Source organism: Collinsella sp. CLA-AA-H302 (assembly GCF_040093305.1).
Classification (GTDB): Bacteria; Actinomycetota; Coriobacteriia; order Coriobacteriales; family Coriobacteriaceae; genus Collinsella.
This window is the reverse complement of record NZ_JBBNJW010000006.1, coordinates 81522-99613: the sequence shown is the minus strand read 5'-3', so window position 1 is coordinate 99613 and position 18092 is coordinate 81522. Positions and strand designations below refer to the sequence as shown.

Here is an 18092-nt window from a genome sequence, read left to right as displayed (position 1 = left end):
GAAAGGATGCAACCATGCTGCTACCCGATTCCAAGACCGAGCTCGTCCGCCGTGGCAACAAGGTCGTTTACGACCTGGGCGACAAGATTGTCAAGGTCTTTAACGAGACCAAGCCTGTCTCCGACGTGTTCAACGAGGCTTTGAATCTTGCCCGCATCAATGAGTGCGGCATCCGCAGCCCCAAGGCTCTCGAGGTTTCCCAGCTCGAGAACGCCAACGGCTGGGCGCTCGTGACCGAGAAGGTTCCGGGCACCACCCTTGCCGAGAAGATGACTGCCGAGCCCCAGCGCTTTGGTGAGTATCTCGAGATGTTCGTCGACCTCCAAATCGAGATCCACGGCTACACCTCCCCGCTGCTCAACCGTCAGCGCGACAAGTTCGCCCGCATGATCGACAGCCTTGATCAGCTCAATGCCACCACGCGCTACAACCTTCAGGAGCGTCTGGACGGCATGACCAAGGAGTTCAAGGTCTGCCACGGCGACTTCAACCCCTCCAACGTCATCGTCGGCGACGACGGCCAGCTCTATGTGTGCGACTGGGCACACGCCACCCAGGGCTCCCCTGCTGCCGACGTTGCCACCACCTACCTGCTCTTCGCCCTCAACAGCAAGGATCAGGCCGAGGCCTACCTGGAGCTCTACTGCGACCGCGCCGACATGCCCATGCAGGTCGTGCGTCAGTGGACGAGCATCGTCGCCGCTTCCGAGCTCGCTCGTAAGCGCAACGTGAACGATGAGTTCCTGAAGAACTGGATCGACGTCGTCGATTATCAGTAATATCTGAGCGATTTATTTCGCATCGGAGGCACAAGAAAACCCCGCAGCTCATATGGGCTGTGGGGTTTTCCTTTACCCATCGAGTTTATTCACGCAACAAAATAGACTGCTCCGCATCTCTTCCTAAGAGAGATACGGAGCAGTCCCGCAATTACATCTAATAGCAGAAACGTCGATTAACGGCGGGCCGCCTTAACAAGCTCGGCAACCTTGGCGACGACCTCGTCAATCGCCACGTCCTCGCGCTCGCCCGTGGCACGGTCCTTGAGCTCAACGGTGCCATTCTTAAGGCCACGCTTGCCAAGCACCACCTGATACGGGAATCCCATAAGGTCGTTATCGGCAAACTTAAAGCCGGGACGCTCGTCACGGTCGTCGACGACGACCTCGATTCCCTCGGCGCACAAGCCCTCGACGATTTGGTCGCAGACGGTTGCGCACTCCTCCTTCTTGGGATCGAGCGGAATCGCCGCGACCTCGTACGGGGCAACGGAGACCGGCCAGACGATGCCGTGTTCGTCGTTGTGCTGCTCCACGACGGCAGCAAGCGAGCGGGACACACCAACGCCGTAGCAACCCATGATGAGCGGCTTCTCCTTGCCGTCCTCGTCCATAAAGGTGGCACCCATGGCCTCGGAGTACTTGGTGCCCAGCTGGAACACCTGAGAGACCTCGATGCCGCGGGCAGCAGAGAGCGGCTTGCCGCAGTGCGGGCAGGGATCGCCGGCAACGACGGTGACCAGATCTGCCCACTCATCGACGGTAAAGTCGCGCTCGGGGCAGGCACCGGTAAAGTGATAATCGACCTCGTTGGCACCGCAGGCCCACTGCTTGGACTCGCGCAGGCTCTCGTCGCACACCAGACGGATGCCCTCGGGCAAGTTAACCGGTCCGATAAAGCCCTTGTGCAGACCGTAGGTCTGGAGCTCCTCGTCGGTCATCATGCGATAGCCCTTGCCAAAGACATGCTCGGCCTTGCAGTCGTTGAGCTCATGATCGCCCGGGACGATGGCCACGACGGGCTTGCCCTCGGCATCGATGAGCGCCAGGGACTTGCGCGTGCCGTTCTCGGGGAACCCAAAGAACTTAGCAACAGCCTCAATGGTGCCCATGCCCGGAGTCTCAACCTTGGTAAGCGTACCGTCACCGGGACCCTCAATCACGACGACCTTGGTGCTTGCAGCCTCATCATCGGCGGCAAAACCGCAGTCATCGCAATAGACGAGAGAAGCCTCGCCGGCGTCGGCCAAAGCCATGTACTCGACGGAGGTATCGCCACCGATCTCGCCGGAATCGGCGACAACGGGCAGGGCCTTGATATAGCAGCGATCGCAGATATTGGCGTAAGCCTGCTTCATCTTGTCGTACTCCTCCTGCAGGCTCTCCTGCGTGGCGGAGAAGCTGTAGGCGTCCTTCATGATGAACTCGCGACCGCGCATCAGGCCAAAGCGGGGACGGAACTCGTCGCGGAACTTGTCCTGGATGTGATAGAGATTCACCGGCAGCTGCTTGTAGGAACGCAGCTCATTGCGCACCAGAGCAGTCACGGTCTCCTCATGCGTGGGGCCGAGTACGAACTCGCGGCCATGACGGTCATCGAAGCGCACGAGCTCCTTGCCATAGGCGTCGATACGGCCGGACTCACGCCACAGCTCGGCATCGACCATGATGGGCATCATGAGCTCCTGGGCGCCGGCGGCGTCCATCTCGTCGCGCACGATGTTCTCAATCTTGCGGATCGAGCGCCAAGCAAGCGGCAGATAGGAATACAGGCCGGCGGCCTCCTTGCGGATCATGCCGGCACGGAGCAACAGGCGGTGGCTGGCGAGCTCAGCGTCCGCCGGATCCTCTTTAAGCGTCGGAGCATAGAGCTTAGACATATACATTGCTCGAGTCATTTACTTCTCCTCAATAAGCTTGTCGACCTCGGCCATAAGCGCGTCGACAATTTGGTCCTCAGCTACTTTACCAATGATCTGGCCATGCGAAAAGAGCAAGGCCTGACCACGTCCGCAAGCAACGCCCAGGTCGGCATCAGAAGCCTCACCGGGGCCATTAACGGCACATCCCATGACGGCAATCGAAAGCGGCGCGGCATAGTTCTTAAGCCGCTCGGTTACTTCCTCGGCGATGGGAATCAGGTTAACCTGGCAGCGGGCGCACGTGGGGCAAGAGACAATCTCGGGACCACGGCGACGCAGGCCCAGTGACTGCAAAATTCCCCAGGCGACCGGCGGCTCCTCAACCGGATCGGCCGTGAGCGACACACGCATGGTGTCGCCGATGCCTTCGGAAAGCAAGATACCCAAGCCTACAGAGCTCTTGATGGTGCCCTGAAGCTTGGTCCCCGCCTCCGTCACGCCCAGGTGGAGCGGAACATGCGGTATCTCGCGCGACAGGGCGCGATAGGTATCAAGCGTCGTCTGTACGCTATGGGCCTTGGCGGATAGCACGATGTTGGTAAACCCACGGTCCTCAAAGTGCCGCACAAAGCGCTCGCTCGACATCACGAGCTTTTCGGGCTGCGTGAGGTCGTCGCGCTCGGCAATATCTTGCTCAAGCGAGCCCGCGTTCACGCCAATGCGAATCGCGCAGCCCGCGGCACCCGCGGCATCGATGACAGCGTCAACCTTGGCCCAATCGCCGATGTTGCCGGGATTGATACGCAGCTTGGCGGCACCGGCCTCAACGGCGCCAATGGCGAGCTTATGGTTAAAGTGGATATCAGCGACAATCGGCACCGGAGACTCGGCACAGATGGTGCGGAAACCCTCAAGCGCGGCCTCGGTGGGCACGCTCACACGCACGATATCGCAGCCAGCCTGCGCCAACGCGCACACTTGCGCAAGCGTTGCCTGGGCATCAGCGGTATCGGTGCAGGTCATGGATTGGACCACCACCGGCGCGCCGCCACCGATCTGCACACCGCCCACATGCACGGGGCGCGTCAACTCGCGAGGCAAAGGATGGGATAAAGACAATCCAAACACTCCCCTACAGAATAAATCGAAGGATGTCGGAACGAAGCATATAGACAAACAGCAGCGCAAAGAGCGCGATGCCCACATAGCTCACAATCGTCTGGACCTTGAGCGGAAGCTCGCGGCCCGCAATCTTTTGAATGATCTCGATGACCAGCTTGCCGCCATCGAGTGGTGGGATGGGCAGCAGGTTCATAAAGCCAAGCGAGAACGAAATGAGCGCGGCAAACGACAGGAACGTTGCGGGGCCGGCAGCAGCAGCCTGTGAGGACATAACGCTAATACCCACGATCGAAGAAGACTGATCGAGAATCTCCATCGTATGCTGCGGCTGGAGTAGGCGCATCACGCCATCCGCCGTCTGTACAACATAGGAGAATGACAGACGCGCCGAGGTGATCGGGTCTAAACGGACCACCTGCGTAGAGGCATACACACCTAGGCGCTCGTCCTCTTTGAGCGCAACCGTGGTCGAATGCTGCTTGCCGTCACGCTCGTACTCGATGGCGATATCGTCCTTACCGGCGGCCTTGCCGATGGCATCGTAGACATCCATCCAAGTAGAACATGAGACACCGTCAACCGAAAGGATCGCATCACCGGCCTCGATACCCGCCTTGGCGGCAATAGACCCCTCGTCAACCTGACCGATCACGTTGGTATCCATCGGCACGGTGACACCCGCAATGGAATAGATGCTCATAAGGAGCAAAAAACCCGTCAAGATATTGACGATAATGCCTGCGAGCAGCATAAAGGCGCGCTTGAGAAAGCCTTGGCCAAGATAGGTGTGCGAGCGTTCTTGCGCAAGGAACTCGGCCTCGCCGCACGGCAGCTCCCACACATCGCCCTCGGCAGTCGCATGTTCGCGATCGAAACGGCGACCATCAAAGGTGGTATAGCCTGCCGTGTCTCGTGGCAACGTCTGATATTTGGTGGGATAGTAGCTCGGCGAGGGCTTCTCCCCTTCCTCATACCAGGGCGCGATGGAGCCCCAGCCCAGCAAAAGGGCGCATGCCTCGAGCACATCCTCCTCGGAAAGTTCGAGCTCGACAGCAAGGTCGGCCACGGTCACGCGACCATGACGATAGATAGCCGCGAGCACGCGATCGGCGCACGAAACATCGGTCGGATCCATACCGCAGATGGCAGCGTAGCCACCCAGCAGCAGCGGGGTCACGCCAAACTTGGTTCCAATGCGACGCGACGTGTAATGGATGTCAAAGCGGCACGGCAGACCCAAAAAGAACTCGGTCACACGGACGCCGCAGGCACGCGCCGCCAAAAAGTGGCCGCCCTCGTGCAAAAACACGAGGACGGAAAGCATCAGCAGGCCCCAAAAGACCGATGAGAGAACGCTCAGAACAGTATCCATAAAACGAAAAAGCAATCCTTATGGGTTAGGAACGGGTTGCGGCGAGCACCTGCGCAGCCTTTTCACGCGCCCACGCATCGATGTCGCGAAGCTGCTCAAACGAATCGACCGCCTGCATATCGTGGGCGTCCATGCAGGATTCCACAATGCGATCGATATCGGTAAAGCTGCAGCCATCGTGCAGGAAGGCATCGACGGCAACCTCGTTGGCGGCATTGAGCACGCACGGCATGGTGCCACCCGTCTTGCCGGCACGCTCGGCCAGTGCCAGACAGCGGAAGGTATCCATGTCGGCAGCATCAAACGTGAGCTGCCCCAGCTCGCGGAAATCGATACGAGGCGCCGGGGTATCCCAACGCTCGGGATACGAGAACGCGAACTGGATGGGAATACGCATGTCGGATGCACCGAGATGCGCCATCACGGAGCCGTCGGCGAACTCGACCATAGAGTGAATCTTGGACTGACGCTGCACGACCACGTTAATGAAATCGAGGTCGCAGTTAAACAGATGCATGGCCTCAATGCGCTCCAGGCCCTTGTTCATGAGGGTGGCGGAGTCAATGGTGATCTTGGCACCCATGGCCCACGTGGGATGCGCGAGGGCATCGGCACGCGTCACGCGATCGAGCTCGTCGCGCGTGCGGCCAAAGAACGGACCGCCCGAGCAGGTGAGCCAAATGCAGTGGGCCTCGCGCGGGTTCTCCCCCAGATAGCACTGGTAGATGGCGGAATGCTCAGAGTCGACCGGAATAAGCTGGCCCGGTTGTGCCAACGGCATAAGCAAGTCGCCACCGACGACGAGGGACTCCTTGTTGGCAAGGGCAAGGCGCTTATTCGAGGTCAAGGCCGCATGGCTCGCCTCGAGACCGGCGGCGCCCACAATAGCGACGAGCACGCAGTCGACATCGTCGCGACGCGCGAGCTCGCAAACCGCCTGCGCGCCAACGCCGAGCTTCGTTCCCTCGGGCAACTCCTGCAGCACGGCGTCATCGCCATGATCGACATCGGCCACGGCAACCGCCGGAACCGAGAACTTGCGGGCAGCGGCAACGAGCTCGGAGGTACTGGAGTTAACGGACAGCGCCGTCACCTGCAGGCGATCGGCATGCTGGCGGCACACATCGAGCGCCTGGGTGCCGATAGAGCCTGTACAGCCCAGGATGGCAACGCGAAGGCGTCCATCGGGGCCATACGTCGTCTGGAAGGACATTACAGCACGCCTCCGATCATCAGCAACAGCTGCGCGGTGATGCAGCCGAAGATAAGCGAATCGCTACGATCGAGCATGCCGCCGTGGCCCGGGATAAGGTTGCCGGAATCTTTGACGCCCACACCGCGCTTGATGCGCGACTCGATAAGGTCGCCGATAACGCCCAGAATGGACACGACCACGCCGCACAGCAGCGCATAGGGCAGGCTGAGCTTGTAGAAGTGCGTAGCCCACAGGATAAGCCAAATCAAAACCGAGCCCAAGATGCCGCCGGCAAACCCCTCCCAGCTCTTTTTGGGAGAGATTTTGGGAACCATCTTGTGCTTGCCGATACGGCTGCCCACGATGTAGGCAAACGAATCGGAGACCCAAAGGGACGCGCAAACGCCCACTGAAAGCAGGGCGCCGGCAAAACCGGGCACGGCATCGCGCAGCAGCACGATAGCCGACAGCATAAAGCCAGTGTAGATGGGACCCATGAGCGTCACGGCCACATCAGAGATGCGGGTACGCGGCGACCAGACATACCAAATGCCCACAGTGAGCATCAAGGCAAAAAGCAGGGCATTCAGCAACATCGAATCGCCCAACGCCGACAGCGGAAAGAGTACGGCGGCAGCGATACCCATGCGCTCGTTAGCCATCTTGCCATCGAGCCTTGTCATACGGAAAAACTCATAGCAGCACAGACCGCTCATGACAGAAACAAAGATGGCCGTGGGCACGATACCCAAAACCAGGCACAGGATAAAGACAACGGCGTAGACGATACCGGCGGCGGCACGGGTAATAAAGCCCGCCAGCCACGAACCGGTGCCGCTCTTCGCTGCAGGCGCTCCCGCAGTGGCAGCTTTGCGCGCAGGCGTCTTGGGAGCAGATGCCTTGGGACGATCGGACACGATTAAGCCTCCTCGGTCTTGCTCAGTCCACCAAACCTACGGTCACGGCCCTGATAGGCCAAAATGGCGTCGACAAGGCCCCAACGATCAAAGTCGGGCCAATAGGTATCGGTGACGTAGAACTCGGAATAAGCCACCTGCCACAGCAGATAGTTCGAAAGGCGCAGCTCACCAGAGGTGCGAATCACAAGCTCAGGATCGGGAAGGCCGGCAGTATAGAGGTGGGAAGCCACCATGTCGTCATCAATTGCGGCAGGATCGATCTTACCGGCGGCAGCGTCGAGTGCAATCTGACGGACAGCGCGGGTAATCTCGGCACGCGCGCCGTAGTTGACGGCAAGCGCCAGCGTCATGCCGGTGTGATCGGCGCACTCGGCAAGACCGCGTTCAAAAACGTCGCGGGTCTTCTTGGGCAGCGCGGAAATGTCGCCCAAAAAGACAACGCGCACGTTTTCGCGCTTCAGAAGAGGCAGCTCGTCGATAAACGTCTTGGCAAACAGATGCATCAAGACGTTGACCTCATGCTGCGGACGGTTCCAGTTTTCGGTAGAAAACGCATAGGCAGAAAGCACGTCGACGCCCAGGCGCACGCAGGCGGTAATGATCTCGCGCAGCGAGAGGATACCTGCCTTATGACCCTCGGTGCGTGCAAGACCGCGCGACGTGGCCCAACGACCGTTGCCGTCCATGATGCACGAGATATGGTGCGGAATGTTATTGAGGTCAAGGTCGGAAAAACCGACGCCCGCAGGGGCGTCGGCAAAGTACTCGACCAGTTTATGCTCGTCGTATTGCACCTTAGATCTCCATGACCTCGGCTTCTTTTTCCTTCAGAAGCTCCTCGACCTTGGCGACATACTCATCGGTGTGCTTCTGGACCTTGGCCTGCTCGCGACGGACATCGTCCTCGGTGAGCTCCTCATCGCGCTCGAGCTTATTGTTGAAGTCGCGACGGATGTTACGGATAGACACCTTGGCCTGCTCGGCGTACTCGCGGCACTCCTTGACGAGTTCGCGACGGCGCTCCTCAGTGGGCGCCGGGAACGGCAGACGAACGACGGTGCCATCAGAGTTGGGGGTAATGCCCAGATCGGAAGCGCCGATGGCCTTGACGATAGCGTTGATGAGCGCCTTGTCCCACGGCTCGATGAGCAGCATGTGAGCCTCGGGGGTCTTGACGGCGGCAACCTGCGTGACCGGCGTGGGGACACCGTAATAATCAACGGTGATGTCGGACAGAATGTTGGCGTTGGCGCGACCGGTACGGACCTTGGAGAAGTTATGCTTGAGGGACTCGAGCGACTTGTCCATATGGGCGGTGATGTTCTCTGCCATGCTTAATCCTCCTGATAGACGAGCGTGCCGACGGGCTCACCCGAAAGCGCGCGCTTGACGGTGTCCTCGCCATCGATGTTGAGGACCAAAATCGGCATACGGTTATCCTGGCACAGTGCCGTAGCCGTGGAATCCATAACCTGCAGGCCGCGGACGAGAACCTCGTGATAGGTAATCTTGTCAAAACGGACGGCATCGGCGCACTTGACGGGATCCTTGTCGTAGATGCCGTCGACCTTGGTGGCTTTAATCAGAATCTCGGCGCCGATCTCGCACGCACGAAGAGCCGCGGCGGTGTCGGTCGTAAAGTACGGATTGCCCGAACCGGCAGCGAAGATGACGACGTTGCCCTTGGACAGATGGTTGATAGCGCGACGGCGAATATAGGGCTCGCAGATCTCGTTCATCTGGATAGCGCTCATCACGCGGCAGGGAACATCGTTATGCTCGAAGGCATCCTGCAGGGCGAGCGCGTTCATAACGGTTGCCAGCATGCCCATGTAGTCGGCCTGAGCACGCTCCATGCCACCAGCAGCGCCTGCCATGCCGCGGAAAATATTGCCGCCGCCGACAACGACGCCGACCTCATGGCCAACGGCGAGCAGCTCCTTGACCTGCTTGGCAAGATGGTCGGTAACCTTGGGGTCGATGCCATATTGGCCGTCGCCCATCAGTGCTTCGCCGGAAAGCTTAAGAAGCACGCGTTTATATCGGATGTCGGACAAAGCGATCCTCCTTTAATTAGACTCTCAATATGATATCAAAGGCTCTGATAAGAGCCATGAAAAAGCAGGCTGTGAGTAAAACCCACAGCCTGCTCATTACCAGCTACAAGAGCTTATTTACTCGCCACGGACCAGACGGTCAAAGGCAACGACGGTAATGGTGTCGCCGAGATCCTTGGAGACCTGCTCAGCGTACTTCTTGATGGTGAGGGAGCTGTCCTTGATGAACTCCTGCTCGGTGAGCACGGACTGCTTGTAGAACTTCTCCAGACGGCCAACAGCCATCTTCTCCTGGATAGCCTCGGGCTTGCCGGACTCGGCAGCCTGGGCCATGTAGATCTGCTTCTCGTGCTCGACGGTCTCGGCCGGAACCTGATCGCGGGTAGCGCAGATCGGAGCGACGGCGGCAACCTGAAGGGCAACGTCGTGAGCGAAGGTCTTGAAGGACTCAGCCTGAGCGGTCTCGGCCTTCTCGAAGGCGAACTCGACGAGGACGCCGATCTTACCACCCATGTGGATGTAAGAAGCGAGCGCGCCGTTCTCGGCCTTGCGGGCAGCGAAGCGGGAGATCTTCATGTTCTCGCCCATGATGTGAATCATCTCGGTGAGCTCGGAGGAAACGGTCTCCTCGCCCATCGGCTTCTCGAGCAGAGCGTCGACGTCAGCAGGCTCGGTGGTAGCGACAACCTCAGCGACCTTAGAAGCAAAGCCGGTGAACTTGGCGTTGGAGCCAACGAAGTCGGTCTCGCAGGAGAGCTCGAGCAGAGCGCCGGTCTTGCCATCCTCGGAGACGAACGCGGCGACAGCGCCCTCGTTGGTCTCACGGCCAGCCTTCTTGGCAGCCTTGGCAAGGCCGTTCTTACGCAGAACGTCGACAGCGGCGTCCATGTCGCCGTCAGCCTCGACGAGAGCCTTCTTGCACTCCATCATCGGGGAGTCGGTCATCTCGCGGAGCTGCTTGACCATAGCGGCGGTAATCTGGGCCATTGTGGTTCCTTTCAAAGAGATGAAAAAGAATTAACTAAGACTGATTTACTCGGCCTTGGGCTCAGCGGCCATCTCGGCCTCGGAGACCTGCTCCTTGCCGGAGCCAGCGAGGCAGGCGTCAGCCATGAGCTCGCACATAAGGGTGACAGCGGAGATAGCGTCATCGTTGCAGGGGATACCGTACTCGACCTCGTCGGGATCGGAGTTGGTGTCGATCAGAGCGACGACGGGGATGTTCAGGCGCTGAGCCTCCTTGATGGCGTTCTCCTCGCGCTTGGTGTCGATGACGAAGAGAGCCTGGGGCAGACCCTTCATGTCGCGGGCACCACCGAGGTTGGTCTGGAGCTTGGTGAGCTCCTTGCCGAGAACAGCCTGCTCCTTCTTGGGGAGCACTGCCATGCGGCCGTCCTCGACCATGGCCTCGAGCTCCTCCATGCGGTTGATGCGGGAGCGGATGGTGACGAAGTTGGTCAGCATGCCGCCGAGCCAACGCTGGTTGATGTAAGGCATGTTGGCGCGCTCAGCAGCGTTCTTGACGGCCTCCTGAGCCTGCTTCTTGGTGCCGACGAACAGCACGTTGCCGCCCTTGGCGACGTTCTTGACGAAGGTGTAGGCCTGGTCGGCGTCGAGGATAGTCTGCTTGAGGTCGAGGATGTAGATGCCGTTGCGCTCACCGAAGATGAACGGCTTCATCTTGGGGTTCCAGCGACGGGTCTGGTGACCGAAGTGGCAGCCGGCCTCGAGCAGGGTGCGGATATTAATCTTGGTAGCCATGTTAAACCTCCTGTGGTTTGCCTCCGCGCGGGGTCATCCTCCAAAACCAACCCGGACATGTGCTACCAAAGCCCGGGCACCACGGTATGAAGTAGCCGCGCGTGCGTGATAAAAACCTGTTGCCGTGAAGCAACCCGATGAATGATAGCAGGAATGCATCTTCCTGCCAACCCGCAATCAAAACCACACACCTGAGCGCGGCGCGGGACGTCCCAGCCACTATTCGCCGCGGGGATGGGCTTGAGCCACAGCCCGCTTAAGCCGATCGGGTGTGAGATGCGTGTAGATCTGCGTCGTGGACAGGCTCGCATGACCCAGCAGCTCTTGAACCGAGCGCAGGTCCGCGCCGCCCTCGAGCAAGTCGGTCGCAAAGGTATGGCGCATCGCATGCGGGGCGATGTCGGCCGGAATGCCGGCGAGCGTCGCCAGCATATGAAACCGCCGCCTGAGCATGGCGGCACTCATGCGATTACCGCGCGCCGATATAAGCAGCGGATGCGGCCCGGTAGCGGGGTCACGACGCTTTGCCTGAGCGAGCAACTCCGGCCTCCCCTCCTCAATATAGAGACGCGTCGCCTCGAGCGCACGACGATACAGAGGGACGATACGTTCTTTGCTCCCCTTGCCCCACAGGCGCAGCGTACGTTCGGACCACGCAATGGACTCCACATTGAGTGCTGCGAGCTCAGAGATACGGGCGCCCGAGGCATAGAGCAGCTCGAGCATCGCCGCATCGCGCAGTCCCGCGGGTGTTGAGGTATCAGGCGTCTTGAGCAGCGCCTCCACCTGTTGGGTCGTCAGCACACCGGGTAGATCGCGCGGGAGCTTGGGCGAGGAAATTGCCGAGACCACATCGCCCTCCACGACCCCCTCGGCAGCCATCCATCGATAGAGCGATCGGATAGCCGACAGATGCGCCGCAAGCGTTCGGGGAGCCACCTGCTCACGCGAAAGCTCGGCAAGATAGCGGCGAATGGTGCGCACGTCGGCAGCGAAAGCATCGATATCCTCGCGCTCGCACCAGGCAGCAAAGCGCTCCAGCCTCGAGCCGTAGGCCGTCACCGTGTTGGGAGAAAGTCCCTCGACACGTGAGATATAGGCGATAAACGAGTCGACGGTGTCGTACAGGTCAAAGGCTATGACCGGTCGCCTCCAAACAGATCAGGACGAGTGGCCAGATAGGCATCAAGGGCCTCGAGCGCACGGTCCGCATAGGCCTGGTAGCGGTCGCGCTTGCTGCGGCGCTTACCATCCTCGAGTGGCGGCACCAGGCCAAAGTTGACATGCATAGGCTGATAGCCCACGGTGGCAGGATCGGTCGCATAGCCCACGAGCGCACCCAGGGCGCCCACGCGCGGCAACTCGACGCCCGCGACACCGATAGCCTCGGCATAGGTGTTGAGCGCCGCGAGCAGACCGGTCGCCACGGCTTCCATGTACCCCTCGGTGCCGGTGATCTGACCGGCCAGGCGCACGCCGGTACCGGGCACGGCAAAGGTGCCATCGAGCACGTGCGGGGCGTCGACAAAGGTATTGCGGTGCATGACACCGTAGCGGAAGAACTCAGCGTTCTCCAGGCCCGGCACCATATGGAAGACGCGCTTCTGCTCGCCAAAGGTCAGGTTTGTCTGGAAGCCCACCAGGTTATAGGCGGTCTTCTCCTTGTTCTCGGCACGCAGCTGAATCGCCGCCCAGGGGCGACGTCCGGTACGCGGGTCGGTGAGGCCGACGGGCTTCATGGCGCCAAAGCGAATGGCGTCCTTGCCGGTGCGCGCAACTTCCTCGGCAGGCTGGCAGGCCTGGAACAGATCGCCGCCCTCAAAGTCTTTGAGCACCACGCGGTCGGCCGTGGTAAGTGCCTCGATAAAGGCCTCGTACTCCTCCTTGTTGAGCGGAGCGTTGAGATAGTCGCCGCTCCCCTGCTCCTCGTAGCGCGACTGCGAAAACAGCACGTCCATATCGAGCGTGGAGGCATCGACGATCGGCGCCGCGGCATCGAAGAACGCAAGGGCGTCGCCACCGACGAGCTTCATGACCTCTTCGCTCAGCGCCGGTGAACACAGCGGGCCCGCGGCAATGACCACGTGGCCCTCGGGAATCTGCGTGACCTCGCCGTGCACGACCTCGATATTGGGACGGGCGGCAACCTCGGCCTCGACAAGCTCGGAAAACTTGACGCGGTCGACCGCCAGGGCACCGCCAGCGGGAACAGCCGCGCGATGGGCGCAATCGAGCAGGACTGAACCCATGCGCTCAAGCTCGGCCTTCAGCAAACCAGCCGCGGAATCCGGACGGGTCGACTTAAACGAATTGGAGCAGACGAGCTCTGCCAAGTGATCGGTATGGTGAGCCGGGGAGCTCACCTGGGGGCGCATCTCGCACAGCTTAACGGCAAAACCGCGGTCTGCCAGCTGGATCGCGCATTCCGAACCCGCCAGACCGCCACCGATAACCGTCACCTGATCAAACAGCATCTGCAAACACCTTTCTAATTGACATGTTTTCCATTGTGACCGAAGGGTGTCTGGGCGTGAAGGGCAAACTTGGAGGGCGCATACCTTCCATCCATCATGCGATCGATAAGGCCCTCGAGTTCAAGCGAACCCAAGAGTTTGAGTACGCCGACGGCATCGAGCGAGACGAGCGCCGCGATGTCGTTGACCTTGAGCGGAGAGGCGATGAGCGCATGCATCACGGTCTGCTGTGTTGGATCCAGGTCGGCAATGCCGGGAGCATCGGGGCGCGAGTAGCGCAGGGTGCCGTAGATGCGTGAGATAGCCATCTCGATAGATTCCTCGTCGATGATGCAGCAAGCACCGTTCGCAATGAGGTAATTCGTGCCACGCGACTCGGGCGATAGGATCGACCCCGGCACGACAAGAAGTTCGCGCCCCAAATCCATAGCAGCCTCGGCTGTAGAAAACGTCCCGGAAGGCATACCCGCCTCGGATACAAAGAGGGCTTGCGACAGGGCCGCGATCACGCGATTGCGGCGCGGAAAGGCAAACTTGCGCGGACCCATGCCCCACGGAGAGATCGACACGACCGCGCCACCCGTATCGAGCGTGCGCATAATAAGCCCCGCGCTCGAACGCGGGTAGACCACGTCGGCGCCCGTCCCCAGCACCACGACGTGTTTGCCGCCGGCGTTGACCGCAGCCCAACCCGAGGCCTGGTCACAACCGACCGCGCCGCCCGAAACTACCGTCACTCCCGCCTCGACCGCCACCTTTGCCGCAAGCTCTGCCACGGCAAGACCATACGGCGAGGCCTTGCGCGCGCCGATGATGGAGAGCGCGGGCGTCGAAAGCACCTCGGGGTTGCCGCGCACATAGAGCGTCTGGGGTACATCAGAAAGCTCCAAAACGGTCTCGGGATACAACGCATCACCTGGATGCAGCTCGTAGGTCCCCTCGGCCATCATTGGTCCCTCCTTCCCTGGTACACCGCTGCCTCAAGCACGTGGTCCTGCGTCACCTGCTCGCTCTCGGCGACGTCGGCGATTGTACGCGCGATACGCACCAGTCGCACGATGCCGCGACCCGTGAGATGTGTGCGCTTCGACAGGCCGAGCACACACTTCTCCGCCGCATCATCGAGCTCAAAGGTCGAAACGACGCCGTCAATGGACCGTGTCTCGTCATCCTCGGCCTCGGCATCCGCATCGTCCATACGGGATTCGCGCCAGGCGCGAAAAGCGCGACCGCGCACAACGTAGTCACGTAACTCGGCAGACGACATACCCTCCGCACCCTCGATAATCACTTGGGGGTCGGGACGGGTCACATCGATCATCATGTCGATACGGTCGGCCAAAGGACCGCGCAGTTTAGACCGATAGCGCTCGACCATCGCCGCCGAGCAGCGACACGGTACCTCGCGATCGCCCAAAAAACCGCAGGGGCAGGGATTGCTCGCAGCCAGCAGCTGAAAGCGCGACGGGAAGGTAAAGGCCCCGTCGACGCGCACGATCCTCACATAGCCGCGTTCGATGGGCTGACGCAGCGTCTGCAGCACACCCGTGGGAAACTCAGCAAGCTCGTCCAAAAAGAGCACGCCGCCATGAGCCAGGCTGATCTCACCCGGATGCACCGGGCGCCCTCCGCCAATGAGGCCAGCCGTTGATATGCTGTGATGGGGACTTCGAAACGGCCGATGACCTGCCAATAAGCCATCGATGTTCTCACCCAAAACCGAATGGATGCACAGCGCCTCCTGTTGATCCTCAACGGAAAGCTCGGGCAGGATGCCGGTCATACGACGGGCGAGCATCGTCTTGCCCGATCCCGGGGACCCGATCATAAGCAAACCGAGCTCGCCGGCGGCCGCAAGCGCCATGCCGCGTTTAGCGACTTCCTGCCCTAGCACATCGGCATAGTCGAGTTCGGGCTCAAAGGTCGCCTCAACACCCTCGGAATCCAGATAATGACGCACGGCATCGCCCATGCCGCGAGCAAGCTGAGACAAATGATCGATAAATCCGCAATCCACGCCCGCAAGCGGCACATGCTGATCGGACCAGCCGGCGATAAAGGACAGCCCCATATCACGTGCCAATAGCTGAAACGCCACCTCGCCCTTGACGGGAAGCACCGTACCGTCCAAGCCGAGCTCGCCGGCGATAAGGCAGCGATCGAGGTTGTCACGGGGAATCTGCCCATCGGCCGCCAGAACCGCGATGGCGATGGGCAGATCAAAGCCGCTACCGTTCTTGCGAATATCGCCGGGCGCTAGGTTGACCGTAATGCCCGAGCGTGGGATCTCGAACCCGGCGGAGCGCATCGCGCAGCGAATACGACCGCGTGACTCCATCACCTCCATACTCGGAATGCCGAGCATTTGGATGCCCGGAACACCACCTGCAAGCGAGACCTCGACCGTGACGTGAATCGCCTCGACGCCACGGATGCAGGCCGCGTGAACGGCAAACGTCTCGAACGCCATCACGACACCTGCCAATCGAACGCGTTGTACTGATGCTCGATCTCGGCGATATGCCCGCCACGAATGGTGACGCCCACGGCATCGAAGCGAATCGCCTTGAGCGGATAATGCTCCATGAGATAGCAACTTGCGATGCGGCGGTAGCGGCGTTGCTTTTGGGCGTCCACGGCCTCCTCGGGAAAGACCCGCGTGCTGCAATCCAGTGCGACGCGTCTGGTCTTGACCTCGGCCATCACCACGACATCGTCGAGCTCATCGAGCAGCACCAGATCGGCCTCGCCCTCGGTGCAACGATAACCCTGCTCCAGCAAGGTGTAGCCGCGCTCGTTAAAGTAGTCGATGGTGATCAGCTCGCCCAGCATGCCCAGCTCGCGGGGACTGAGTCCCTTGATAAACTCGGGCGTCATCGCCCCGCAGTCGAGCTCGCCGTTTTCCCAACGCTCCTTGAGCTGCTGCGTCTTGCTCTTTTTGCTTGCGGCACTCATGGGGTCTCCTTTCCCGCACGCTGCATTGCCCCGATGATGAGGGCACCTTTCATGCGGGTAAGTACCGGAAGCAAACCAAAAGCTGACCAAATGCCGTCAAAAAACGGGCCGTACGCAGCAATGGTGTTGCATACGGCCCGCTACCAGCAGGTTTATAGAACTTTTAAGGTCCCTATCTCCACAATTGGCCTAGAAAAGGCGCTCAGTCTGCAGAAAGTTTCCGCAAAAGCTCACGCGGTGCAGCGGACAAAGTCCATGTTTGCGAATGGCCTCGATATGCTCGGGGCTCGCATAGCCCTTCGACTCGGCCAGATGGTACTCGGGGTACTCGGCGTCGTACTCGACCATCATCTCGTCACGCGTGACCTTTGCCATGATGGACGCCGCGGCGATGCAGGCGATCTTGGCATCGCCCTTCACCACATCGCGCTCGTTAGGAACGGCGCCCAAGGGGTTGCCATCCATGAGGACGCAGTCGGGTTCAAGTCCCGTATCGGCCACGGCGCCCGCAACGGCGGTACGGATAGCACGGGCCATGCCCATTTCATCGATATCCTTCGGCGCGATATGGCAAAAACCGATTGCCGTCGCCACCTCGGAAATCTTCACCGAGAGCAACTCGCGGCGCGCCGGCGTGAGCTTTTTGGAATCGTTGATGCCCCAGACGCGCGGCTCCATAGGAAGGCAGACGGCGCATACCGTCAAAGGACCGGCCACCGATCCGCGACCCACCTCGTCGACACCAACGACCACCCCATTGCCGCCAAGCTCATGCATAAGCTCGTACATGTCATTGACGCGCTCGCGCTCGGCAAGTTCCTTGGCATGGCGCTTAAGAGCACGCTCGCAAGCCTTGATCACCTGCTGGCGCGGGTCCTCGCGATAATGCTCCACGAGGGCGGGGATCTCCTCAAACGTTGCGCTCGCCAGCTCTCCGGCAACCTGCGATGCCGAAACCGAGCTCGTCATATTGGCCATACCAGGCCCTCCTTGCATGCAAATCAGATAAAAAGAAGGGCCACCCGAAGGTGACCCTTGTGTCCAAACGAGTGGACAGACGCTGCGATCTTCTTAGCGCTTCTCGGGGATGCGAGCAGCCTTGCCCACCTTGTCGCGGAGGTAGTACAGCTTGGCGCGACGGACGCGACCATGACGAACGACCTCGAGCTTGGCGATCTTGGGGCTGTGAAGCGGGAAGGTACGCTCAACACCGACACCGAAGGACATCTTGCGGACGGTGAAGGTCTCGCGGGCACCGGCGCCGGCCATGCGGATGACGTCACCCTGGAAGACCTGGATGCGCTCGCGGTCGCCTTCCTTAATGCGGTAGTGAACCTTGACGTTGTCGGCGACGCGAACCTGAGGAATGTCCTCGCGGATCTGCTGACGCTCGATTGCGCGGATGTAATCCATGTGCAATTCCTTACTCTTCTAGAGGTGCCGTACCACCTTGGCCGGCACGTAGTTGAACAAACGTATTCGAGTATACACGCGCGGGTTTCTGCTGCAAGAACAATTTTTTACGCAGACAAAAAGACAAAACCCGCACATGATAACCGCCCGCCTCACGAATGAGACGGGCGGTATGAAGGGGC

The 18092-nt window shown here is 60.3% G+C and carries 18 protein-coding genes; 1 reads left to right on the top strand and 17 read right to left on the bottom strand.

Features of this window, described 5'->3' with window-relative positions:
* Window positions 1-14: 14 nt before the first annotated feature.
* Window positions 15-779: an aminoglycoside phosphotransferase family protein gene (locus AAAV21_RS05930; protein ID WP_006236119.1), complete on the top strand. Its 765-nt coding sequence runs from the start codon at window positions 15-17 to the stop codon at window positions 777-779.
* 176 nt (window positions 780-955) lie between these two features.
* On the opposite strand, the gene AAAV21_RS05925 is transcribed toward AAAV21_RS05930, so the two are convergent.
* The 17 genes from AAAV21_RS05925 to rplS form a co-directional block, all read right to left on the bottom strand.
* Window positions 956-2677, bottom strand: coding sequence for a proline--tRNA ligase (locus AAAV21_RS05925; protein WP_349108116.1), 1722 nt, complete (start codon window positions 2675-2677; stop codon window positions 956-958).
* Entirely contained in the window at window positions 2678-3760 is a 1083-nt protein-coding gene (gene ispG / locus AAAV21_RS05920) for a flavodoxin-dependent (E)-4-hydroxy-3-methylbut-2-enyl-diphosphate synthase (RefSeq protein WP_349108115.1), read from the bottom strand.
* Between the two features lie 13 nt (window positions 3761-3773).
* Window positions 3774-5135 (bottom strand): M50 family metallopeptidase, encoded by a 1362-nt coding sequence (locus AAAV21_RS05915; RefSeq protein ID WP_349108114.1) that lies wholly within the window; start codon window positions 5133-5135, stop codon window positions 3774-3776.
* Between the two features lie 25 nt (window positions 5136-5160).
* Window positions 5161-6348, bottom strand: coding sequence for a 1-deoxy-D-xylulose-5-phosphate reductoisomerase (dxr, locus tag AAAV21_RS05910; RefSeq protein WP_349108113.1), 1188 nt, complete (start codon window positions 6346-6348; stop codon window positions 5161-5163).
* On the bottom strand, window positions 6348-7247 hold the full coding sequence (locus tag AAAV21_RS05905; protein ID WP_349108112.1) for a phosphatidate cytidylyltransferase: 900 nt from the start codon (window positions 7245-7247) through the stop codon (window positions 6348-6350). The genes dxr and AAAV21_RS05905 overlap by 1 nt, the downstream gene beginning before the upstream one ends.
* A gap of 2 nt (window positions 7248-7249) precedes the next feature.
* Window positions 7250-8044, bottom strand: a complete 795-nt coding sequence (locus tag AAAV21_RS05900; protein WP_089573403.1) for an isoprenyl transferase — start codon at window positions 8042-8044, stop codon at window positions 7250-7252.
* A gap of 1 nt (window position 8045) precedes the next feature.
* Window positions 8046-8582: a ribosome recycling factor gene (frr, locus tag AAAV21_RS05895; protein WP_006236112.1), complete on the bottom strand. Its 537-nt coding sequence runs from the start codon at window positions 8580-8582 to the stop codon at window positions 8046-8048.
* Window positions 8583-8584: 2 nt separating this feature from the next.
* Window positions 8585-9307, bottom strand: coding sequence for a UMP kinase (gene pyrH, locus AAAV21_RS05890; RefSeq protein ID WP_035138557.1), 723 nt, complete (start codon window positions 9305-9307; stop codon window positions 8585-8587).
* Between the two features lie 117 nt (window positions 9308-9424).
* The gene (gene tsf / locus AAAV21_RS05885; RefSeq protein WP_349108110.1) at window positions 9425-10294 is read right to left on the bottom strand and encodes a translation elongation factor Ts; all 870 of its coding nucleotides are present in this window, start codon (window positions 10292-10294) and stop codon (window positions 9425-9427) included.
* A gap of 45 nt (window positions 10295-10339) precedes the next feature.
* Complete coding sequence (rpsB, locus tag AAAV21_RS05880; protein WP_006236109.1) at window positions 10340-11068, bottom strand: 30S ribosomal protein S2; 729 nt, start codon at window positions 11066-11068, stop codon at window positions 10340-10342.
* Window positions 11069-11287: 219 nt separating this feature from the next.
* Window positions 11288-12196, bottom strand: a complete 909-nt coding sequence (locus tag AAAV21_RS05875) for a tyrosine recombinase (protein ID WP_252200135.1) — start codon at window positions 12194-12196, stop codon at window positions 11288-11290.
* Between the two features lie 8 nt (window positions 12197-12204).
* Window positions 12205-13542 carry a methylenetetrahydrofolate--tRNA-(uracil(54)-C(5))-methyltransferase (FADH(2)-oxidizing) TrmFO gene (gene trmFO, locus AAAV21_RS05870; RefSeq protein ID WP_253055967.1) on the bottom strand — a complete coding sequence of 446 codons (1338 nt, stop codon included), beginning with the start codon at window positions 13540-13542 and terminating at the stop codon, window positions 12205-12207.
* Window positions 13543-13556: 14 nt separating this feature from the next.
* On the bottom strand, window positions 13557-14489 hold the full coding sequence (locus AAAV21_RS05865; RefSeq protein WP_349108108.1) for a DNA-processing protein DprA: 933 nt from the start codon (window positions 14487-14489) through the stop codon (window positions 13557-13559).
* The gene (locus AAAV21_RS05860; protein ID WP_349108107.1) at window positions 14489-16012 is read right to left on the bottom strand and encodes a YifB family Mg chelatase-like AAA ATPase; all 1524 of its coding nucleotides are present in this window, start codon (window positions 16010-16012) and stop codon (window positions 14489-14491) included. The genes AAAV21_RS05865 and AAAV21_RS05860 overlap by 1 nt, the downstream gene beginning before the upstream one ends.
* Window positions 16012-16497: a YraN family protein gene (locus AAAV21_RS05855; protein ID WP_035138570.1), complete on the bottom strand. Its 486-nt coding sequence runs from the start codon at window positions 16495-16497 to the stop codon at window positions 16012-16014. The genes AAAV21_RS05860 and AAAV21_RS05855 overlap by 1 nt, the downstream gene beginning before the upstream one ends.
* A gap of 189 nt (window positions 16498-16686) precedes the next feature.
* Entirely contained in the window at window positions 16687-17475 is a 789-nt protein-coding gene (locus AAAV21_RS05850) for a ribonuclease HII (RefSeq protein ID WP_349108105.1), read from the bottom strand.
* 93 nt (window positions 17476-17568) lie between these two features.
* Window positions 17569-17910 (bottom strand): 50S ribosomal protein L19, encoded by a 342-nt coding sequence (gene rplS / locus AAAV21_RS05845; RefSeq protein WP_006236098.1) that lies wholly within the window; start codon window positions 17908-17910, stop codon window positions 17569-17571.
* Between the last annotated feature and the right edge of the window lie 182 nt (window positions 17911-18092).